The sequence below is a fragment of the Methylorubrum subtropicum genome, from assembly GCF_038442325.1.
Lineage (GTDB): Bacteria > Pseudomonadota > Alphaproteobacteria > Rhizobiales > Beijerinckiaceae > Methylobacterium > Methylobacterium subtropicum.
The window spans coordinates 50259-71386 of the sequence record NZ_JBBXMW010000020.1; the positions used below are offsets into that span (position 1 = coordinate 50259).

The 21128-nt window shown below is 71.3% G+C and carries 21 protein-coding genes and 1 tRNA gene; 12 read left to right on the plus strand and 10 right to left on the minus strand.

The genetic code is table 11. The annotated features are described in order from the left end of the window. Nucleotides 1-84: 84 nt before the first annotated feature. The 5 genes from AAHG03_RS21970 to AAHG03_RS21990 all read left to right on the plus strand — a co-directional run bounded on the left by AAHG03_RS21970 (nt 85) and on the right by AAHG03_RS21990 (nt 4194). Nucleotides 85-1251, plus strand: coding sequence for a ceramide glucosyltransferase (locus AAHG03_RS21970; protein ID WP_342153204.1), 1167 nt, complete (start codon nt 85-87; stop codon nt 1249-1251). Between the two features lie 109 nt (nt 1252-1360). Then, a complete protein-coding gene (locus AAHG03_RS21975) occupies nt 1361-2371 on the plus strand; it encodes an NAD(P)H-dependent glycerol-3-phosphate dehydrogenase (protein WP_342153206.1) in 1011 nt (336 codons plus the stop codon). Next, nucleotides 2368-2823, plus strand: coding sequence for an opioid growth factor receptor-related protein (locus AAHG03_RS21980; RefSeq protein WP_342153208.1), 456 nt, complete (start codon nt 2368-2370; stop codon nt 2821-2823). The genes AAHG03_RS21975 and AAHG03_RS21980 overlap by 4 nt, the downstream gene beginning before the upstream one ends. A gap of 245 nt (nt 2824-3068) precedes the next feature. Beyond that, complete coding sequence (locus tag AAHG03_RS21985) at nt 3069-3488, plus strand: EVE domain-containing protein (RefSeq protein WP_342153209.1); 420 nt, start codon at nt 3069-3071, stop codon at nt 3486-3488. Between the two features lie 88 nt (nt 3489-3576). Beyond that, nucleotides 3577-4194 (plus strand): ParB-like protein, encoded by a 618-nt coding sequence (locus tag AAHG03_RS21990; protein WP_342153210.1) that lies wholly within the window; start codon nt 3577-3579, stop codon nt 4192-4194. Here the strand turns inward: AAHG03_RS21990 and AAHG03_RS21995 are convergent. Continuing rightward, nucleotides 4158-4664, minus strand: coding sequence for a disulfide bond formation protein B (locus AAHG03_RS21995; RefSeq protein WP_342153211.1), 507 nt, complete (start codon nt 4662-4664; stop codon nt 4158-4160). The two genes, AAHG03_RS21990 and AAHG03_RS21995, sit on opposite strands and share 37 nt — an antisense overlap. Continuing rightward, nucleotides 4661-5242, minus strand: a complete 582-nt coding sequence (locus AAHG03_RS22000; protein WP_342153213.1) for a YqaA family protein — start codon at nt 5240-5242, stop codon at nt 4661-4663. The genes AAHG03_RS21995 and AAHG03_RS22000 overlap by 4 nt, the downstream gene beginning before the upstream one ends. 129 nt (nt 5243-5371) lie before the next feature. Between AAHG03_RS22000 and AAHG03_RS22005 the strand changes: the two genes are divergently transcribed. After that, nucleotides 5372-5456 (plus strand) — tRNA-Leu (locus tag AAHG03_RS22005). 8 nt (nt 5457-5464) lie between these two features. Here the strand turns inward: AAHG03_RS22005 and AAHG03_RS22010 are convergent. The 5 genes from AAHG03_RS22010 to AAHG03_RS22030 all read right to left on the minus strand — a co-directional run bounded on the left by AAHG03_RS22010 (nt 5465) and on the right by AAHG03_RS22030 (nt 11968). Beyond that, complete coding sequence (locus tag AAHG03_RS22010; RefSeq protein ID WP_342153215.1) at nt 5465-6160, minus strand: glutamine amidotransferase-related protein; 696 nt, start codon at nt 6158-6160, stop codon at nt 5465-5467. A 136-nt stretch (nt 6161-6296) separates the two neighbouring features. Then, nucleotides 6297-7673 (minus strand): ethanolamine permease, encoded by a 1377-nt coding sequence (gene eat, locus AAHG03_RS22015; RefSeq protein ID WP_342153216.1) that lies wholly within the window; start codon nt 7671-7673, stop codon nt 6297-6299. Nucleotides 7674-7772: 99 nt separating this feature from the next. Continuing rightward, nucleotides 7773-8060, minus strand: coding sequence for a hypothetical protein (locus tag AAHG03_RS22020; protein WP_342153217.1), 288 nt, complete (start codon nt 8058-8060; stop codon nt 7773-7775). 175 nt (nt 8061-8235) lie between these two features. Further along, nucleotides 8236-8823 (minus strand): PilZ domain-containing protein, encoded by a 588-nt coding sequence (locus tag AAHG03_RS22025; RefSeq protein WP_342153218.1) that lies wholly within the window; start codon nt 8821-8823, stop codon nt 8236-8238. A gap of 130 nt (nt 8824-8953) precedes the next feature. Further along, nucleotides 8954-11968 (minus strand): bifunctional diguanylate cyclase/phosphodiesterase, encoded by a 3015-nt coding sequence (locus AAHG03_RS22030; RefSeq protein ID WP_342153219.1) that lies wholly within the window; start codon nt 11966-11968, stop codon nt 8954-8956. 601 nt (nt 11969-12569) lie between these two features. Here AAHG03_RS22030 and ureE point away from each other — a divergent pair. The 6 genes from ureE (at nt 12570) to AAHG03_RS22060 (ending at nt 17996) form a co-directional block, all read left to right on the plus strand. Beyond that, complete coding sequence (gene ureE / locus AAHG03_RS22035) at nt 12570-13043, plus strand: urease accessory protein UreE (RefSeq protein ID WP_342153221.1); 474 nt, start codon at nt 12570-12572, stop codon at nt 13041-13043. 4 nt (nt 13044-13047) lie between these two features. After that, the gene (locus tag AAHG03_RS22040; RefSeq protein WP_342153223.1) at nt 13048-13728 is read left to right on the plus strand and encodes an urease accessory protein UreF; all 681 of its coding nucleotides are present in this window, start codon (nt 13048-13050) and stop codon (nt 13726-13728) included. A 13-nt stretch (nt 13729-13741) separates the two neighbouring features. Continuing rightward, a complete protein-coding gene (locus tag AAHG03_RS22045; protein WP_342153224.1) occupies nt 13742-14437 on the plus strand; it encodes an urease subunit gamma in 696 nt (231 codons plus the stop codon). 228 nt (nt 14438-14665) lie between these two features. Next, nucleotides 14666-16378: an urease subunit alpha gene (gene ureC, locus AAHG03_RS22050; protein WP_342153225.1), complete on the plus strand. Its 1713-nt coding sequence runs from the start codon at nt 14666-14668 to the stop codon at nt 16376-16378. A gap of 8 nt (nt 16379-16386) precedes the next feature. Then, nucleotides 16387-17016, plus strand: a complete 630-nt coding sequence (gene ureG, locus AAHG03_RS22055) for an urease accessory protein UreG (protein WP_412759782.1) — start codon at nt 16387-16389, stop codon at nt 17014-17016. 104 nt (nt 17017-17120) lie between these two features. Next, nucleotides 17121-17996, plus strand: a complete 876-nt coding sequence (locus AAHG03_RS22060; protein ID WP_342153229.1) for an urease accessory protein UreD — start codon at nt 17121-17123, stop codon at nt 17994-17996. Nucleotides 17997-18190: 194 nt separating this feature from the next. Here AAHG03_RS22060 and AAHG03_RS22065 read toward each other — a convergent pair whose 3' ends face one another. The 3 genes from AAHG03_RS22065 to AAHG03_RS22075 are packed head-to-tail and all read right to left on the minus strand — an operon-like array spanning nt 18191 to nt 21122. After that, the gene (locus AAHG03_RS22065) at nt 18191-18979 is read right to left on the minus strand and encodes a WecB/TagA/CpsF family glycosyltransferase (protein ID WP_342153230.1); all 789 of its coding nucleotides are present in this window, start codon (nt 18977-18979) and stop codon (nt 18191-18193) included. After that, on the minus strand, nt 18976-20181 hold the full coding sequence (locus AAHG03_RS22070; protein ID WP_342153232.1) for a glycosyltransferase: 1206 nt from the start codon (nt 20179-20181) through the stop codon (nt 18976-18978). The genes AAHG03_RS22065 and AAHG03_RS22070 overlap by 4 nt, the downstream gene beginning before the upstream one ends. Continuing rightward, nucleotides 20178-21122 (minus strand): GDP-L-fucose synthase family protein, encoded by a 945-nt coding sequence (locus tag AAHG03_RS22075; RefSeq protein WP_342153234.1) that lies wholly within the window; start codon nt 21120-21122, stop codon nt 20178-20180. The genes AAHG03_RS22070 and AAHG03_RS22075 overlap by 4 nt, the downstream gene beginning before the upstream one ends. Between the last annotated feature and the right edge of the window lie 6 nt (nt 21123-21128).

Consider the following 21128-nt stretch of genomic DNA (forward strand, 5'->3'; position numbering starts at 1 on the left):
TCACACGCCTGATAAGGCCGCGCTGCTACGGGCGTGAAGGGGCGCGACCCGGCGCCCGATGCCGCATGTTCGGAGACGCCTCGCATGGCCGCCTTGCCGGAGAGCGGCACGCTCGCGACCCTTGCCCTCTGGGCGGTCCTCGCGCTCGTGCTCGTCAACCTCGCGAGCCTCGCGGTGGCGATGCTCCGCATCGGGCGACGGCGCCGCTCTCCCGCGTTTCCGGCCAACGCCCCCGTCTCGGTGGTGCGCCCGCTGCGGGGCCTGGAGGCCTTCAGCGAGGAGACGTTGCGAGCGAGCTTCCGGCTCGATCACCCGGCCTACGAGCTGATCTTCTGCGTGGCCGACGCCGCCGACCCGATCCTGCCCCTGCTGGAGCGGATGCGGGCGGAGTACCCGCACATCCCCTCGCGGCTGATCCTCGGCGACGAGCGCATCGGCGGCAACCCGAAGCTCAACAACTGCGTCCGCGGCTGGGACGCCGCAGCCCACGACTGGGTGATCCTGGCCGATTCGAACGTGATGATGCCCCCCGACTACATTCAGCAGATGCAGGCGGCGTGGCGCCCCGACACCGGCCTCGTCTGCTCGACGCCGATCGGCGACCGGCCGGACGGGTTCTTTGCGCTGGTCGAATGCGCCTTCCTCAACACCCTCCAGGCGCGCTGGCAATATGCCGGCGAGGCGCTGGGCCTGGGCTTTGCTCAGGGCAAGAGCATGCTGTGGAACAAGCCGTTCCTCGACGCGCGCGGCGGCATCCGTGCGCTGAACGCCGAGATCGCCGAGGACGCGGCGGCGACCAAGCTCGTGCGCGCCGCCGGATGCCGGGTCCATCTCGTGGCCTCGCCGTTCCGCCAGCCGCTCGGACGGCGGACGCTCAGCGAGGTCTGGTCGCGGCAGCTGCGCTGGGCGCGGCTGCGGCGGGTCACCTTCCCGCTGTTCTTCGCCCCCGAGATCGGGATCGCCCCGCTGCTGCCGCTGACGCTCGCCGCACTCGCGCTCGGTACCGCGGAGGCGACCGCCCTGCTGACGGCGGCCGGCGCACTCTGGTACGGCGCGGAAGTCGCGCTCGCGGTGCGGGCCGGCTGGCACCGCTCGCCGCGCCTGGTGCTAGCCTTCCTCGTGCGCGACGCCCTGCTGCCCGCGATCTGGGCCAGCGCCTGGGGCCGCACGGCCATCGTCTGGCGCGGCAACCCGATGGACATCCGCCCCCGCGAGGCCGCGCCGCTGGAGACCGGCCCCACCGCCGCCTGACCGGCCCGGGCGATTGGCGATGGACAAGGCTTGCGCGATGCACATCTAGCTCCGGTACGGGAGCCGTCGCGCCGACGGCCCCCTCCAAAAACGGCCGGCGGAGTGCGTGATGGAGCAGGCATCGGAAGGAGCGCGCGGCGTCGCGGTGATCGGCGGCGGGGCCTGGGGCACGGCGCTCGCCAACGCCGCCGCCGCCGCGGGGCACCCGGTGACGCTCTGGCTGCGCGACGAACAGTCCGCCGCGCAGATGCAGGCGAGCCGCGCCAACGCCCGCTACCTGCCCGGCATCGGCCTGCACGAGGGCGTGCGGGCGACGACCGAGACCGGCGCGCTCGGGGGCGCCGCCACCGTGCTCCTCGTCGTCCCGGCCCAGACGCTGCGCGGCGTGCTCGGCACGCTCGCCCCCGTGCTGCGCCCCGACGCGCCGATCGTGCTCTGCGCCAAGGGGATCGAGCGCGGCAGCGACAGCTTCATGAGTGCGGTCGCCGCCGAGGTGATCGGGCCGGAGCGCCCGGTCGCGGTGCTGTCGGGCCCGAGCTTCGCCGTCGATGTCGCCCGCGGATTGCCCACCGCCGTGACGCTCGCCTGCGCCGACGGTCGCGAGGCCGCGCGCCTGTCCGGCCTGCTCTCGGGCCCGGCCTTCCGCCTCTACCACACCGACGACGTGCGGGGCGTCGAGATCGGCGGGGCGGGCAAGAACGTGCTCGCCATCGCCTCGGGCATCGTCGCGGGCCGGGGGCTGGGCGAGAGCGCCCGCGCTGCGCTCATCGCCCGCGCCTTCGCCGAGCTGATGCGCTTCGCCCGCGCCTACGGGGGACGGGCCGAGACGCTGATGGGCCTGTCGGGCCTGGGCGACCTCGTGCTCACCGCCTCCTCGTCGCAATCGCGCAACTTCGCCTTCGGCGAGCGGCTGGGCAGGGGCGCCACGCCCGAGGACGCCGCGGGCGGAAAGCTCGCGGAAGGCGCCTTCACCGCCGCCGCGCTGGTCGGCCTCGCCCGCGCCCGCGAGGTCGAGATGCCGGTGGCGGAAGCCGTCGCCGCGGTGGTCGCGGGCGACCTCACGGTCGACGCCGCCATGAGCCGCCTGCTGTCGCGCCCGCTGAAGGGGGAAGTCGAGTGAGCGGCCCGGTCCACGCCTTCCTCGCCGGCACCGGCCGCGACGGCGCCGGGCGGCTTCTCGCCGACGTCATCGCCTTCGACGACGCCCGCATCGAGGGCGTGCACGACTTCATCCAGTGGTGCTTTCCCCTCCCCGAGGCGAGCCGCGCGGTCCCCGGCGCCCCGGTGCTGACGCCGACGGAAGCCGAGGCCGTCCGCGCCGACCCGGCGGCGCTCGAGGGCTTGCGCGCCGCGACCGCCCGCATGGCCCGCTTCTACGAGTCCACCGACGGCTGGCTGCGCGCCTACGATCACAACCACCTGCGCATCACCCGCATCCTCACGGCGCTCCGCGACCTGATCGGGCGGGATGCGGCGCGGGATTTTCATGAGTTGGTGATGAAGCGGGTGCAGGCGGCGGGGACGCCGGTGAATGCGGACAGCCTCACCTACTGGCAACGCGCGCTCGGATAGCGACCGCCCGTCTTCACCCACCCCCGTCATTCCGGGGCCGCGCAGCGGAACCCGGAATCCACCCGTGATGCGCGGAGCCCGGCTGAAGCTGCGCTGTCGCGGCCAGTCGTGGATTCCGGGTTCGCCTTCGGCGCCCCGGAATGACGGCCGAGAGAAACTTGAAGCTCCGACCGAACTCCCACCCCGCTTCAAGCCCAGCCGCAATTCCCGTAAGCGGGGCCATCGTCCACGGAGCCCCCTCCCCCATGGCCCACTGGCTGTTCAAGTCCGAGCCCTCGACCTGGTCGTGGAAGCAGCAGGTCGCGGCGGGCGAGGCCGGGACGTTCTGGAACGGGGTGCGCAACCACCTCGCCAAGAAGCAGATGCAGGCGATGCGGGTGGGGGAGCGCGGCTTCTTCTACCACTCGAACGAGGGCAAAGCCGTCGTCGGCATCGTCGAGGTGATCAAGCCGTACTATCCCGATCACACCGACGAGACCGGCCGCTTCGGCATGGTCGATGTCCGCGCCGTGGCGCCGATGCCCCGCCCCGTGCCCCTCGACACCATCAAGGCCGAGGACGCGCTGAAGGCCATGATGCTCGTCGTCAACTCGCGCCTCTCGGTCCAGCCCGTGACGGACGCGGAATGGGCCCTGGTCTGCGCAATGGGCGGCTACGAGGGGTAAGACTCACACAGATGTGAAGCTCGGCCGCTTGCCGCCGGACTCCGGGCGCACTCGCTTTGCCATCGAACGATCAACGGACGAAACCACGATGGCCCCGCGCGAACCCCTGCTCAAACCCGTGCCGATCGCCGAATTGCGGCCGACCCAGATGACGGTCGGCTACCGCGAGGTGGCGGAGAAGCGGCGGCGCTGGCGCGAACACGATGCGGAGAAGAAGGCGGCCTTCCTCGGCTCGCACATGATCCCGGTGCTGCTCGGGCCGAAGAAGCACCACTACGTCATCGACCATCACCACCTCTCCCGCGCGCTGCACGAGGAGGGCGTCGAGAGCGTGCTGGTGACGGTGGTGGCCGACCTGCACAAGCTCAGCAAGGACGCGTTCTGGACGGTGGCCGACCACAAGTCCTGGGTCCACCCTTACGACGCCAGCGGCGTCCGGGTCAGCTTCTCGGACATCCCGAAAAAAATCTCGGCGCTGGCCGACGACCCCTATCGCAGCCTCGCGGGCGAGCTGCGCCGCGCCGGAGGCTTCGCCAAGGACACCACGCCGTTCAGCGAGTTCCTCTGGGCCGATTTTTTGAGACGCAAGATCAAACCGAAGATCATTGCCGACGACTTCTCCGCCGCCCTGGAGCGGGCGATGCGCTTCGCCAAGTCGCCGGAGGCCGGCTACCTGCCCGGCTGGTGCGGCCCGGTCGAGGGCTGAACCAAGCCCAGCGCCGCCGCCGCCGCGACGAGGCTGAGCGCGGCGGCGATCAGCGCGTTCCAGCCGGCGAGCGAAATCCCGAGAAAACGCCACGCGGCGGCGGTGCAATCGACCGGGCGCACGCTCTCCAGGCTCTTGAGGAAGTCGCCGACATCGGCCGGCCCCGCACCCGAGCCGCCGCCGCAATCGCTCGGGCCGGGCCAGAACTCCCATTCGGCGCCCGCGTGATAGACGCCGAGCCCCGCTCCGTAGAGCAGCACCAGCGCGACGAGCCCTAGCAGAAACCGCGCCGGCCGCGGCGGCAGGAACGCGGCGATCATCGCCAAGGGTGCTGCGAGGTAATACGGCACCCGCTCGGTCAGGCAGAGCTTGCACGGCACGTAGCCGAACCCGTGCTCGAACACGAGCGCGGCGCCGACGGTGGCCACCGCCGCGACGGCGAGCGCAAGGGCGACGGTCCGCAGGCTCACAGCACCACCTTGAACGCGACGAAGCCGAGAATGATCACCGCGGCGAACAGGCCGGCCACCACGTTGAGGTGCCGGTCGAGCACCGCGCGGATGCCGACGCCGTAGCGCCCGAGCAGCCACGCGAGCAGGAAGAACCGCGCCCCGCGGGTCACCACCGACAGGACGGTGAACCAGAACAGCGAGTAATGCGCGAAGCCCGAGGTGATGGTGACGAGCTTGTAGGGGATCGGCGTGAGACCTTTGAGCAGGATCACCCAATGCCCGTAGGTGGCATAGGAGTTTTGGAACGTCTGGGCCTTGTCGGCGAGCCCGTAGAGGTTGAACAACCAGACGCCGACCGAATCGAACAGCAGCGCGCCGATGGCGTAGCCGACGAGCCCGCCGAGCACGGAGGCGACGGTGGCGATGGTGGCGTAGAGCCACACCCGGTCGGGCCGGCTCACCGCCATCGGCACCATCATGGCGTCGGGCGGCACGGGGAAGAACGAACTCTCGGCGAACGCCACGGCCCCCAACGCGTAGGGCGCCGAGGGCTTGGCGGCGAGCGCGAGTATCCACTCGTAGAGACGGCGGATCATGAATCCTCATCCGCTGGCGGAAAGCGCCGCCCTTTCAGCACAGAAGGGCGGCGGAAGCGAGGGCGTGGCGACGGAGCAAAATTCGCGCTGGCCCTGAGCCCCCGGCCTGTGCCATGAGGCGGGGGCGTCGCGGGTATGGCGGAATTGGTAGACGCGGGCGACTCAAAATCGCCAGCCGCAAGGCGTGGGGGTTCGATTCCCTCTACCCGCACCAAGCCCCCCTCAATCCGACTTCAGGAAGCGGCGAATCCAGTCCGCGACCCTGTCGTTGTCCGCGTGCCCCTCCAGCGAGGCGAGCGCGTCGCGCACCAGGGCCGGGTTCTGCGCGCCCGCGCGGTGGCCGTCGGTCAGCGCACGGGCGTAGTCCGGGCGGAACTCGGGGTGGCACTGGAACGAGAGGGCGGGCCGGTCGGCGTAGGCCAGCACGCCGTAGGGGGTGAAGGTATTGCCCGCGAGCACCCGCGCGCCGGGGGGCAGGGCCACGACCTGATCCTGATGGCTCACGGGGATCGCGATGGAGCCGCCCTCGTCCATGAAGGGCGCGCGCTCGATCACGTCGTAGGCGTGCAACCCGAGGCCCCAGCCGCGCTCGGAGCGCTCGACCCGGCCGCCGAAGGCCTGCGCCAGCGCCTGATGGCCGAAGCACAGGCCCACGAGCTTTTTCGAATGGTCGAGGTCGCGCAGGAAGGCGAGGAGGTCGGCGACCCACGGCGTCGCGTCGTAGACCGAGGCGGGCGAGCCGGTGATGACGTAGGCCTCGAACGCGCTCGGCGTCTCCGGCCAGTGCCCCGCGGTCACGTCGAAGCCCGTGTAGGCGTGGCCGTCGCCGATCAGGGCCTCGACCATCGCGCCGTAGGAGGGAAAGCGCCCGCCGAGCCGCTCCGGCGGGAAGCCGGTTTCGAGGATACCGATGTGCATGGGCTTTTTCTCATTGTGCATCGATCCCGACCCTTGGTCGGGCTCGACGCGCCCGGCGGACGACCGCCGCCGCCAGTGTTCGTGCTTCTCGCGCGCGGGCGGACGACGATGAGGAAGTCTCATCGTCGTCCGGGGTTTAGATCGCCGGATCGAAGCTCGAAACCGGCTTCACGGCCGCAGGCTTGGCGACGACCCGCGCCAGCCCGACCGCGACGACCATGACGGCGGCGAAGATGGCAAAGATCAGCGGGTTGTAGACGATCAGGGCCACGAGGCAGATGCCGGCCATGACCAGCGCGAAGCCCGGCGCGTAGGGATAGAGCGGCGCCCGGTAGGGCCGGGCCAGCGACGGCTCGCTGCGGCGTAAGCGGAACAGGGCGAGCATGCTGGTCACATACATGGTCAGCGCGCCGAACACCGCCATGGTGACGATGCTGGCGGTGAGCGACTGGCCGGCGACGCTGATCAGGCTGTCGCTGTAGATCGCCGCGATGCCGACGACGCCGCCCGCGATGGTGGCGCGGTGGGGCGTGCGGAAGCGGGGATGCACCTGCGCGAAGGCGCCCGGCAGGAAGCCGGCGCGGGCCAGCGCGAAGATCTGGCGGGCATAGCCCATGATGATGCCGTGGAACGAGGCGACGAGGCCGAACAGGCCGAGCCAGACCAGCATGTGCAGCCAGCCGCTCGATTCGCCGACGACCCGCTTCATCGCCTGGGGCAGCGGATCGTTCAGATCGGACAAAGCCTTCCAGTCGCCGGTTGCGCCGGCGAACAGCATCACGCCGAAGGCGAGCACGGTCAGCGTCAGCACGCCGGTGATGTAGGCGATGGGGATGGTGCGCTTGGGGTCCTTCGCCTCCTCGGCCGCCATGGCGACGCCCTCGATGGCGAGGAAGAACCAGATCGCGAAGGGGATCGCGGCGAAGATGCCGCCGAGCGCGCTCACACTGAACGTGTCCTGCCCGGCCCAGCCGCCGGCGACGAAATTCGTGACGCTGAAGGCGGGGGCGACGACGCCCATGAACACCAAGAGTTCGGCCACGGCCAGCACGGTGACGACGAGTTCGAACGTCGCGGCGATCTGCACCCCGACGATGTTGAGGCCCATGAACACGAGATAGGCGCCGAGCGCGGCGTGCTTCGGGTCGAGGCCGGGGAACTGGACGTTGAGATAGGCCCCGATGGCGAGCGCGATGGCGGGCGGGGCGAACACGAACTCGATCAGCGTGGCGTAACCGGCAATCGCCGCGCCCGTGGGCCCGAAGGCGCGCAAGGCGTAGGCGAAGGGGCCGCCGGCCTGCGGGATCGCGGTGGTGAGTTCGGTGAAGCTGAAGATGAAGGCCACGTACATCGCGGCGACCGCGACCGTGGTGACGAGGAAGCCGAGCGTGCCTCCTTGAGCCCAGCCGTAGCTCCACCCGAAATACTCGCCCGAGATGACGAGTCCGACGGCGATGCCCCAGAGATGGAAGGCGTTGAGGCTCTTGTCGAGCGTGGTCGAAGGCGTCGTCATCGCTGGTCCCCCGCAGACCCAGAGGGCCATGGCGGGGAGACCTAAGCAAGAGCGTTGCCGTATCGACGAAGCGGGGGCGCCGCGGCGCCCCCGTGTCGCTCAGTAGCCGTAGCTGCGCTGGCCGTAGCCCTGCGGGCCGCCGTAGCCCGCGCCGCGGGGCTGGACGCGGGAGCCGTAATCGATCTCGCGCTGGCGCCGCGCCTGACGATTGGCGAGCGCGCGCCCGGCCAGACACCCGGCGACCGCACCGACCACGCCGCGCTCGGCGAGGTAATGCCCGGCGACGCCGCCGATGATCGCTCCCTTGATGCACCCCTTCGCTTCCGCCGTTCCGACGCTGAGCAAAGTCACGACCGTCAGGGCCGATGCCGTCGCGATGATCCGCATGCCGCTCTCCTCAAAGCGCATTCCGACGAAGGGGAGACCGGTTCGTCGAAAGAATGCGCGGCAAACCAGGACCCCGGAGCCGCCGGCCTGATACATTCGGGCCGACGACTCTGGGGCTGATGGCCAGGGTAACGGAATGCAAGCGGGAGCGTTCCTTACAGGTGACGCAAGAGCGTCACAGGACGATCGACGGGTTGAAGGTCTCCGGCGTGAACGGCAGGCGGAAGCGCACCGCCATGCCCCGCTCCGGGCCGCCTTCGAGGATGCGGACGACCTGGGCGTAGCGCTTGCCGACCTTGACGGTCTGCCCGACGAGCGGGCGCAGGCGTCCGTCGAGGGCGATGGCGGCGCCGAACGGCGAGAGGTTGAGGATGCGCCCGTCGATGGGGAAGCCGTCGTCGAACACGAGGGTGACCTCGGGCCGGGACGGGACGAGGCGCGGGGCGGCGCGCTGCTCGACGCGCCCGTCGGCGTTGGCCGAGAGCCACGCGATGCGGGCGGCCAGCCGCTCGCGGCGGGCGTCAGTGAGGGCGAAGGCCATGGTGAAGCCGTTCTCCGACGCCGCGGTGACGTGGCCGTGCAGGAGGCCGACCCGGTCGAGTCGGCAGGTGACGGCGTCGCCCGCCACCAGCGTCGCGTTCAGCTGGAACTCGGCCCCGACCGGCGACAGGCGGCTCGCGCAGCAGGCGTATTCCCGCCCGTCCGGCAGCAGGCAGTAGCCGACCAGGGCGTGGGGGAAGACCAACTCGCGAAATCGCACCATCACTTCGACCGCACCCGATTGGCCGATGCAGACTCGGTCCGACAGCTTACCGAAGCCTTATCCCGATTACCCCAGGGCGAGGCCGAGAACAGATCTTCACGGGAACGTGCGTCGGCATGGTCGGGCCGCGTCACGCCGCGGCCCGCACGTCGCGGCGCTCGGCGAAGGCGCGGGCCTCGGGCGCCGGCAGCGGGCGGCTGAACAGGAAGCCCTGGACCTCGGTGCATCCCTCGCGCTGGACGATCTCCAACTGCTCGACCGTCTCGACGCCTTCGGCGACGATGCCCATGCCGAGGCGCTCGCCGAGCCCGACCACGGCGCGCACGATCGCCGCGGCGTCGGGGTCGCCGATATCCTGCACGAAGGCCCGGTCGATCTTGATCTTGTCGAAGGGGAAGCGGCGCAGGTAGCTCAGGGACGAGTAGCCGGTGCCGAAATCGTCCAGCGCGATGCGGATGCCGAGCCCGCGCAGGCGGTGCAGGCAGGCCAGCGCCTGCTCCGGGTTGTTGAGGAACAGGCTCTCGGTGACTTCGAGCTTCAGCCGCCCCGCCGCGAGGCCGGAGCCCGCCAGCGCCGACAGGACCGAGGCCTCCAGGCTGCCACGGAACTGCACCGCCGAGACGTTGACGGCGACCCGCAGGGGCTCGGGCCAGCGCATCGCCTCGCGGCAGGCCTCGGCCAGCGCCCAGGCGCCGAGTTGTACGATCAGGCCGGTCTCCTCGGCCACCGGGATGAACTCGCCGGGCGAGATCAGGCCGTGCTCGGGATGGCGCCAGCGCATCAGCGCCTCGAAGCTCGCGACCGCGTTGGTCTTGAGATCGATCAGCGGCTGGTAGACGAGGAAGAAGTCGCCGCGCCGGATCGCCTCCTTCATCTCCAGGGCGAGCAGGCTGCGGGTGGCGGTGCGGGCGTGGGTCTCGGCCTCGAACAGGCGATAGGTGTTCCGGCCCGCCGCCTTGGCTTGGTAGAGCGCGGTGTCGGCCCGCTTGAACACCTCCTCGGCATCGGTGCCCTCCCCTGAGACCACCGCGGCGCCGACGCTCATGCCGATGTCGATGGCGACGCCGTCGAGCACGATCGGCTCGTTCACCACGCCGATGATCCGCTCGCAGACGCTGCCGGCATCGGCCTCGCTCTCGATGTCGATCAGGACCATGGCGAACTCGTCGCCGCCGAGCCGGGCGATGGTGTCGCCGCGGCGCAGGGACGTGCGCAGGCGCTCGGCGACGAGGCAGAGCAGCCGGTCGCCGACCGGATGGCCGAAGGTGTCGTTGACGGCCTTGAAGCGGTCGAGGTCGCAGGCGAGCACGGCGATGCGGCCGGGCGCCGAGCGGATGCGCGCCAGCGCTTGGTCGAGGCGCTGGCGGAACAGGTTGCGGTTGGGCAGGTCGGTCAGCGTGTCGTGCAGCGCGAGATGCGCGATGCGCAGCTCGGCCTCCTTGCGCTGCGAAATGTCGATCAGCGTGCCGACCATGCGCAGGCCCTGCCCGTCGGGCCCGCGGCCGACGACGCGGGCGCGCATCAGCACCCAGACGTAGGAACCGTCGGCGCGGCGGCGGCGGTACTCGTGCTCGAACGTGTCGAGCGTGCCGGTCAGATGCGCCTGGATGCGCGCGTTGACCGCCTCCTGCTCGTCGGGATGCACGTGGGTCAGGAACAGGCCGAAGGTCAGCCACGCCTCGTCCGAGCGGTAGCCGAGCTTCGTCACCCAGCCGGGGGAGAGCCAGATCGCCCCGCCCGCCACGTCCCAGTCGAACAGGCCGTCCTGGCCGCTGTCGAGGGCGAGCGCCAAGCGCTCCTCGCTGTCGCGCAGCCGCTCCTCGCTGGTGCGCAGCGCCATCTCGGCGTCGTGCTGGGCCGTCACGTCGAGGTGGAGGCCGATCATCCGCAGCGGCTGGCCGGTCTGCGGGTCGGCGATCACCCGGCCGATGGTCTGGACCCAGCGCAGGCCGGCGGGCAAGCTCGGCGCGCGGACGCGGAAGTCGGCCCGGAACGTCGTGCCCTGCTCGACGCCCTCGTCCATGGCGGCCGTCCAGACTGCGGGGAGATCCTCGGCGAAGAGACGCGCCTCCCACTGCGCCACCGAGAGCACGATCGGCGCCTCGTCCCCGTCCTCGGCGACCGTCAGGCCGTGCAGCCGGGCGCTCGCCGGGGACAGGCTGATGCGGTCGGCCCGGATGTCCCAGTCCCAGGCGCCCGCGCCCGCCGCCTGCTGCGCCACCAGAAGGAGATGCGAGGCGTCGTCGAGGGCGCGCCGATCCGCCAGCAGGCGCCGGACGATCGGCAGCGTCAGCAGGAACGCCCCGAGGACGAGGGCGACGCTCAAGCCCACGAGCGCCCAGAGCGAGCGGTCGAGGGGTGCGTGAAAGGCCGCCTGGGTCATCCCGACATTGACGAGCCAGCCTGTCCCGGGAAGCCGCCGGTACTCGATCCGGACCTCCCGGCCCGACGGGCCGATCCCGGTCCAGAGCCCGCGCCCGCCGGTGCGGTCGGCGAAGCCCTGCACCACCTGCCCGAGGCGCATCGGGCTCGCGTCGGAGCGGCCGACCACCCGGCCCTGCCGGTCGGCGATGGTGCCGAACTGCTCCGCGCCGAGGCCGCTGCGGCGCAGCACGTCGTCGAAGGCGGCGGGTGCCAGGGCGGCGCTGACGACGAGGCGGGGGCGCCCCTCCCGCACCACCGGCACGTCGAGCCGGACCACGGGCGCGGCGCCGCCCGCGCCGTCGATGAGGTCGGAGACGTGCGGCGGCGCATCGATCTCGACGGGTGCGCCGGAGGCGTCGCGCAGGACGATCGCCATGCCGTTGCGATCCGGCAGTTCGCGCACCTGCCGCTCGAAGCGGGCGAAGTCGTCGTGGTCGAGGGCGGGCGAGGTGGCGAGCGCCCGCAGGATGGCGAGGCGGTCGTCGAGGAAGCGATCCACGTCGCTGGCCGCGACGTCGGCCACGGACGCGAGCGCCGCCGTCAGCCGCCCCTCCTCGGTGGCGACCCAGCTGCGCCCGATCAGGGCGCAGACGACGATGAACGGCAGGATCAGCCCGGCGGCGAAGGCCGAGAGCCCGATCAGGGTGGTGCGGCTCGATCCCGTCGGCCGACCGGAGCGGAGCAGGCGGCGAAGGGGGCCCGTGATGTCGAGCGCGCTCACGACCGCCCCCGTCCGTTGTGAGCACCGGCCCCGCGCGATCCGCGACCGAAGACCCGTCGCCGCGTCGGGCTCCGTTTACGGAATCTCCGCGGCTCGGTCCGGTCGTCCTGTCTCCCGATTGACTGCATGATGCGCGGACCGAGCGTGTTCTGTCTTGGCGTGACCGTCACGCTGACTATCAAAAGTTAAAGAAGCGTGGGATGAAAATTGACAACCAGCTGAAGCGGTACAATTTTACTATAATAACCCCGCATACCGGTATGGAACGATGCGATCAGCGACGGCACGCAGGTCGATTCAACGCTATTCGGCCGGTGAAATTCAGTCGGGGCCGGCACCTCGGGACGGCGCGTCTCTCGGCGGCCGTGGACGGCGCTGCCGAGCGGCAAACGGCCCCATCATTGCAAGCGGGGCCGGGCTAGGACGAACGCGGCATCGGGGGGAATGGAGGCGGTTGCGTGTTTCGCTGGAAGAAAACTATATTCTCTGCATGATGCGAAGCGGCGGCGCCTTCGTGCCATACTGGGCCCGGACGAGCGCCGCGCATCGGGTTCATCGCGAAAGCCTACCCGATCCCACTCGAAGCCGGAGCCGCGAAAGCATGCGGATGATCCAACAAATCCTCGGCAGCCGACAGGATGGGGAGATCGCCGCGCGGCTGCACCGCCTCGACCATCACGGCGCCGTCGACATCCTGCGGGTGGACGGGGCCGACGTCGCCCGGCGGCGCTTACGGGCGGTGACCGCGGGGGGTGAGGAGATCGCGCTGGCGCTGCCGCGGGATCAGGCGTTGTTCGACGGGGCGGTGCTGTTGCTGGAAGAGAACCGCGCCATCGTGGTTCGGGTCGGCGCGGAGCGCTGGCTGCGGCTGGAGCCCAAGGGTCCGGCGGATGCGCTCGAACTCGGCTACCATGCGGGCAACCTGCATTGGCGGGTGCGGTTCGCGGACGGGGCGCTGCTGGTCGCGCTGGAGGGGCCGGTCGAGAGCTACCTCGTGCGGCTCGGCGCGCTGGTCGAGGAGGGCCGGGTCGCCCATTCCGTCGTCGATCCGACAAAAGACACGGACAGGGCTTGAGCCGGTGCTGGCGGAACTGATCGCGTTCCAGCAGGCCGACGCCGCGTTTCCGAGCGGGAGCTTCGCCTTTTCCAACGGCATCGAGGGCTTGGCGGCGCACGATCCCGGCCTCGGTGAGGCCGAGCTGGCGAAGGCCGTCGCGGCGGCGCTCGACTTCCGCTGGGCCGGGACCGACCGGGTCGCCCTGGTGCTGGCCCACCGGGCGGGGCCTGAGGCGCTGCAGCAGTTGGCGGCGGTGGATGCGGCGGTCGAGGCGGCCTCGCTGGCGGAGCCGATGCGCATCGGGAGCCGGCGAAACGGCGCCTCGCTGCTGGCGGCGCATGCCCGCCTCGGCACGGCGGGCGCGGCCGAGATGCGCGCGGCGGTGCGGGCCGGGACGCTGCATGGGCACCTCGCCACGGTGCAGGGGGCGCTGTGGCGCGCCCTCGGGCTGGACGAGGAGAAGGCGGCTTCCATTGCCGGCTACGGGTTTGCCGCCGGGCTCACCTCGGCGGCGGTGCGGCTCGGGCTGGTCGGCGCCATCGAGGCGCAGCGCGTGCTCTCCGGCGCGCTGCCGCGGATCGCCCGGATTCTGGAGCGGCCGGTCGAGGCCCACGACGACATCGTGCTCACCGGCTTCACCCCGCTGATCGAGATCGCCGCGATGCGCCAAGCGCAGGCCGAACTCCGGCTGTTCGCGAACTGAGAAGGACGGAGCCATGCTGCTGACGCCGACCGAACTCGAACGGCTGACGATCTTCACGGCCGCCGAACTCGCCCGCAAGCGCCGGGCGCGGGGGCTCAAGCTCAACTATCCCGAAGCGGTGGCGATCATCACCGACGAGATCCTGGAGGGCGCCCGCGACGGGCGCACGGTCGCCGACCTGATCGGCTGGGGCTCGACGATCCTGACGACCGAGGACGTGATGCCCGGCATCGCGGCGATGATGCCGATCCTGCAGGTCGAGTGCGTCTTCCCCGATGGCACCAAGCTCGTCACCGTGCACGAGCCGATCCGCCCGGCGGAAGGCTCGGCGCCCGACACGCTGGAGCCCGGCGCGATCCTGCCGCTCGAAGGCGACATCGAACTCGCGGCGGGCCGCCCGCGGGTGACGCTCGATGTCACCAATACCGGCGACCGGCCGGTGCAGATCGGCTCGCATTACCACTTCTTCGAGGTCAACCGGGCGCTCGACTTCGACCGGGCCAAGGCGCTGGGCTTTCGCCTCGACATCCCGGCCGGCACGGCGGTGCGGTTCGAGCCCGGCCAGCGCAAGACCGTGACGCTCACGGGCTTCGGCGGGAACAAGGAACTGACCGGCCTCAACAATCTGACGCAGGGGCGGCTCGATTCGGAGGCGGCCCGCGCCGACGCGCTGGCGCGTGCCAAGGCGCGCGGCTTCAAGGGCGCTTGAGCGCCGGCCTCTTCGAGATCGAAACGATGCCGCCATACGACGATCCCACCCACTCCCCTCATCCTGAGGTGGCGACGCGAAGCGGCGCCCTCGAAGGAGGGCTCCAGCGGAGCGCGCGATCCCTGGAGCCCTCCTTCGAGGCTGCTGCGCAGCACCTCAGGATGAGGGGGTGGATGGGATGAGCGGAATGAGCCGGTCGAACGGGTTCTGAGGGAGACTCCCAAAAACATGGTCACGATTCCCCGGCGCGATTACGCGGCCCTCTACGGCCCCACCACCGGCGACGGCGTGCGGCTCGCCGACACCTCCCTCGTCGCGGTGGTCGAGCACGACCACGCGGTCTACGGCGACGAATGCCTGCACGGCGGCGGCAAGACGCTGCGGGACGGCATCGGGCTGGCGCCCGGCGTCACGGCGGCGCAAGGGGCGCTCGACTTCCTGCTGTGCAACGTCCTCGTGATCGATCCGGTGATCGGCATCGTGAAGGGCGATCTCGGCATCAAGGACGGGCGGATCGTCGCCCTCGGCAAGGCCGGCAACCCGGCGATCATGGACGGCGTCGATCCGCGGCTGATCGTGTCGGCGGGGACCACGGTGCGCGACTGCGAGGGACTGATCGCGACGCCCGGCGCCATCGACGTGCATGTCCACTTCGATTCCGCGGGGCTGCCGGACCACGCCATCGCGTCGGGCATCACGACGCTGCTCGGCGGCTCGCTCGGGCCGATCACGGTCGGCATCGATTCCGGCGGGCCGTTCAATACGGGAAAGATGCTTCAGGCGGCCGAGGCGTGGCCGGTCAATTTCGGGTTTCTGGGCCGGGGCAACACCCACCGGCCGGCAGCACTGAAAGAACAACTCGAAACCGGCGTGCTCGGCCTGAAGATCCACGAGGACTGGGGCGCCATGCCGGCGGCGATCGACTCGTGCCTGGCGTTTGCCGACGAGCACGACTTCCAGGTCCAGCTCCACACCGACACGCTCAACGAGTCGGGCTTCGTCGAGGACACCCTCGCGGCGATCGGCGGCCGGACGATCCACATGTACCACACCGAAGGGGCGGGCGGCGGGCACGCGCCGGACATCATCCGCGTGGCCGGGCTGCCGCATTGCCTGCCCTCGTCCACGAACCCGACCAATCCCTACACGGTCAACACGTTCGACGAACACCTCGACATGACGATGGTGTGCCATCACCTCAACCCGGCGCTGCCCGAGGACGTGGCCTTCGCCGAGAGCCGCATCCGCGCGCAGACCATCGCGGCCGAGGACGTGCTGCACGATATCGGCGCGATCTCGATGCTCGGCTCCGACAGCCAGGGCATGGGCCGCATCCACGAAGTCATCTGCCGGACATGGCAGCTCGCCTCCAAGATGAAGGACCAGCGCGGTCCCCTGCCGGAAGAGAAAGCGGGCTTCGGCGACAATGCCCGGATCAAGCGCTACATCGCCAAATACACGATCAACGCGGCGCGCACCTTCGGCATCGACGCCCATATCGGCTCGCTGGAGCCGGGGAAGATGGCCGACATCGTGGTCTGGCGCCCGGCCTTCTTCGGCATCAAGCCGGAACTCGTGATCAAGGGCGGCTTCATCGCCTGGGGCGCCATGGGGGATTCCGCGGCCTCGCTGATGACCTGCGAGCCGATGCTGATGCGCCCGCAATGGGGCGCGTTCGGGCTGGCCAAGCAAGGCTTGTCGGCCTGCTTCGTCCATCCGCTCGCCATCGAAGGCGGACTTCGCGAGAGCTTGGGACTGCGAAAAAACCTGCTGCCGGCCCGCGGCACCCGCACGCTCACCAAGGCCGACATGCTGTGGAACGACCTCTGCCCGGACATCCGGGTCGATCCGCAGACCTTCGAGGTGTTCGTGGACGGGCAACTCGCCACCTGCGAGCCCGCCCGCACCCTGCCGCTCGCCCAACGCTACATGCTGCGATGAACGCTCCCGTGACTGACATTCCCTTGCCCGTCACCGCCGCCCGCATCGGCATCGGCGGCCCGGTCGGCTCGGGCAAGACCGCGCTGATCGAGCGGCTGATCCCGGAATTGCAGGCCCGCGGGGTCGATCTCGCCGTCGTCACCAACGACCTCGTCACCAAGGAGGACGCCGAGCGGCTGCGCCGCTCCGGGCTGATCGATCCGGCCCGGGTCGAGGCGGTGGAGGCCGGGGCCTGCCCGCACACCGTCATCCGCGAGGACCCGACGCTGAACATCGCCGCGGGCGACGATCTGGAGGCCAAGTTCCCCGGGCTTCAGCTCCTCATTTTTGAGTCCGGCGGCGACAACCTCGCCTCGACCTTCTCGCTCGATCTGGTCGATTGGTGGATCTTCGTCATCGACGTGGCGGGCGGCGACGACATCCCGCGAAAGCGCGGCCCCGGCGTGCTGCGCTGCGATCTGCTCGTGGTCAACAAGACCGACCTCGCGCCGCATGTCGGTGTCGATCTCGATTCCATGCTCGCGGAGGCGCGGCGCGTGCGCGGCGACAAGCCGGTGGCGGCCACCAATGCCCGCTCGGGCGAAGGGATCGCGGCGGTCGCCGACGCCATCACCCGCGCCGTGCTGTTCGCGCCCTGATGTCGTCGCACTCTCAAAGGTGCGTCGAACCCGCCCCTTGGTCGGGTTCGACGCGTCCGGCGGACGACCGCCGCCGCGCCGTCGCGCGGGCGGACGGCGATGAGGTGGACTCATCGCCGTCCGGTCTTCGGCCCTGCGCCGCGGGCGAAGCCTTGGAGACGGTGGGACGCCGGGCCGAGGCGCGGCTCGTCTTCGCCCGCGGCGGCGGCGCGACGGTGCTGACGCGCCAGCACGTGCCCTACCCGTTCCACGTCACGCGGGTGTTTCGCCTGCACCCGGAGGCGCCCGATCTCGCGAGCCTCTACCTGCAATCGGCCTCGGGCGGGCTCTACCGCTCGGATCACCTGACGCTGTCCATCGAGGCGCGGCCGGGGGCGCGGGCCTTCGTCACCACGCAGGCCGGCACGGTGGTCCATCGCGGCGGCCCGCTGCCGACGCGGCAGGACACGCGGGTGCGCGTCGGTTCGGATGCCTTTCTCGCCTACACGCCGGACCCGCTGATCCTGTTTCCCGGTGCGAACTTGAGCATCGCCACCGAGATGGAGGTGGCGCCGGGCGCCCGCGCGATCCTGACCGAGAGCGTCGCCTGCCACGATCCGGCGGGGAGCGGCCTGCCGTTCGAGCGGCTGACGATGAGCCTGCGGATCGCCGATCCGTCCGGCCGCGTGCTGGTGCGCGAGCGCAGCGCCATCGACGGCCCCGCCTTCACCGACGCGAACGCGCCGCTGGGGGCGCACCGCGCCTACGGCACGATGATCCTGATCGGCCCGGCCGAGCTGCTGCCGGCCCCGCGCACGTTTCAATCGGAAGCCGACGCGGCCGGCTGCCTCGCCGGGGCGAGCCCGCTGCCGAACGGCGCGGGGCTGGGCTTACGCCTCCTTGCGCCCGACGGCGGCCGGCTCTCGGCGGGCCTCGACGCGCTGGCCCGGCTTGCGTTTCAGGCGCTCGGCGGCTGCGCACCGGCCCGGCGGCGGAAGTGATCCGGTTGCCGGATTGATCGCGGCGGTCACCGTGGCGTCTCTCCTCCCCCTTGCGGGGAGGAGGTAGGAGGTGGGGGTGGTTCAGGATCGAACACGGCGGTGCCTTCTGCACCACCCCCACCCCTACCCCTCCCCGCAAGGGGGAGGGGACAGCCGCTCAGACCGCCGCGATCAGCCGGACACCGTAAACCCCCCTACTCCGCGGCGCCCGCCGGGCGGCGGCGGCGTTCGGAGGCGACCAGCGCCAGGAAGCGCGGGATCGTGTGGATGTAGCGCCCCGTCAGGCGGCGCGGCTCGCGGAGCAGGCGGTAGGCCCATTCGAGGCCGGTGACCTGGAACGCCACGGGGGCGCGGGGCACGCGGCCGGTCAGCACGTCGAAGGCGGCGCCGACGCCCATCGCCACGGTGCCGGGCAGGTGCGGGGCGTGCTCGGCCATGAACAGCTCCTGCTTCGGCGTGCCGAGGCCGATCCAGAGAACCTGCGCGCCGGACTCGCGGATGCGCGCCCGCATGGCGTCGGCTTCTTCCGCGTTGAGCGGGCGGAACGGCGGGGTCTCGGTGCCGACGACCTTGAGGCCGGGCAGGCGCGCCTGCATCGTCTCGGCGAGCGCCCCCGCGACGCCGTCGCCGCCGCCGAGGAAGTAGTGGCGCCAGCCGTGGACGAGGCCGGCGCGGCAGACCGCCTCGACCGATTCGATGCCCGGCACCTGCCCGATGTTGCGGGCGCCGCGCAGGCGCCCGAGCCAGTAGAGCGGGCGCCCGTCCGGGCAGACCAGCATGGCGGCCTCGTGGGCGGCGAGCAGGCGCTCGTCCTCCGTCGCGCGGACGATGCCGTGGGCGTCGCGGAACACGATGAAGGTGCCGGGGCGGGTGCGGCCGGAATCGAGGCGGCGGCGGATCGCGCCGACCATGCCCTTCATGTCGATGGCGGAAATGCCGGTCCCGGCGAGGCGGAACCGGGCGACCGCGGGGTCGTGGCTCATCGGGCGATCTCCAGAACGGGTGTCGTGAGGGGAAGGGGGGCGGCGGCGCGGGCGGCGCAGGCCCGGCGGTAGATCGACAGCAGCGCCGCCGTGGTGGCGTCCTCGGTCCAGTCGCGCAGGTAGGCCGCCCGCGCCGCCTGCCCCATGCGGCGAGCGGCGTGCGGGTCGGCGAGGATGCGGGCCATGGCGCGCGCGAGGTCGGCCGGGTCGCCGGGGGTGACGAGGAGCCCCGTCACGCCGTCCTCGACGAGGTCGGCCAGCGCGCCGATGCGCGAGGCGATGACGGGGGTGCCGGCGGCGAACGCCTCGGCCACCACCATCGGCAGGCCCTCGTACCAGAGCGAGGGGACGACGAGCGCGGCAGCGCGGGCCATCCGGGCCTGGACCTCGGCGCCCGGCAGCGTGCCGAGCAGGTTCACGTGTTCGGCGCCTTCCAGGCTTTCGCGCAGCGGGCCCTCGCCCGCCACGTCGATGCCGTGGCCGAGTCGGGCGGCGGCGGCCTTCAGGGTCTCGACGCCCTTCTCGCGGCTGAGCCGGCCGGCGAACAGAATCTTCTCTCGCGGCGCTTCGGCGGGCGCGCCGGGGTCGGGCAGGCCGTTCGGCTTCACCACGATGCGCTCGGGCGGCAGGCCCGCCGCGACGAAGCGCCCGCGGGCGAAGGGGGTCAGCACCACGAAGGCATCGACGTCGCGGGTCCACGTGCCGATGCGGCGGTGGCGCTCGATCATCCGGGCGACCGCGAAGGTGCCGACCTTGGAGCCGCGGTAGCAGCCGTGGCGCACCGCCGAATAGGCCGAGCCGGTGACGCAGGTCTCGCACGGCTTCCCGTCGCGCATCAGCAGGGCGCCGGCGCAGGTGATGCGGAAATTGTGCAGGGTCTGGACGGTCGCCGCGCCCTCCGCCCGCACCGCGGCGAAGACGCCGGGCGAGACCAGGGGGAAGGTATTGTGGGCGTGCACCACGTCCGGCCGGAACCGGCGCACGGCCTCGACCACCCGCGCGATGCCGCGCCGCGCATGCGGCGCCTCGATCGCCGCGCGCAGGCGATCGACCGGGCCGGCGATGTCGTCGTTCGAGAAGTACAGCGTCTCGACCGTGCAGCCGGCGCGCGCCAGAGCCGCCGCCTCGCGCTCCACGACGGCATCCTCGCCGCCGCGGATCTGGTAGCGGTTGTGGACGATGAGGACGCGGCGCGCGCTCACCGGTTGCGGCCCCCGCCCCCGAGGAAGTCGGCGTAGGCGCGGGCCAGCCCCTCTTCGAGGCCGGTCGAGGCGCGCCAGCCGAGGCCGGCCAGACGCGACACGTCGAGCAGTTTTCGCGGTGTGCCGTCCGGCTTGTCGGAATCGAACGCGAGTTCGCCCTGATAGCCGACAACCCGCGCGACCGTGCGGGCGAAGTCCGCGATGGTCACGTCTTCGCCGGTGCCGACGTTGAGGATGTTCTCGTCCGACCAGTGCTTCATCGCGAAGACGCAGGCGTCGGCGAGATCGTCGACATAGAGGAATTCGCGGCACGGCGTGCCCGTGCCCCAGATCGTGACGCTGGGGGCGCCGGCCTCGCGCGCCTCGTGGAAGCGGCGCAGGAGGGCGGCGGCCACGTGCGAGTTCTCGGGATGGTAGTTGTCGCCCGGCCCGTAGAGGTTCGTCGGCATCACGGCGACGAAGTCGCTGCCGTGCTGGCGGCGATACGCCTGACACAGCTTGATCCCGGCGATCTTGGCGACCGCGTACCACTGGTTGGTCGGCTCCAGCGGGCCGGTCAGCAGCGCGTCCTCGGTCATCGGCTGGGCCGCGTGCTTCGGGTAGATGCACGAGGAGCCGAGATACAGGAGTTTTTCCACGCCGCGGGCGTGCGCGGCGTGGATGACGTTGGCCGCCATGGCGAGGTTGTCGTAGAGGAAGGTCGCCGGATAGCGGTCGTTGGCCTGGATGCCGCCGACCGTGCCGGCGGCGTGGAACACCGCCTGCGGGCGCACGTCGGCGAAATAGGCCTCGACCGAGCCGAGATCGCGCAGGTCCACCCGCTCGCGGCCATGCGCGAGGACTTCGCAGCCTTCCCTACCGAGACGACGCACCAGCGCCGCCCCGGCCATGCCGCGGGCGCCGGCCACAAAGACCCGTTTGCCCGAGAGGTCGTAGCGCATGGCTCG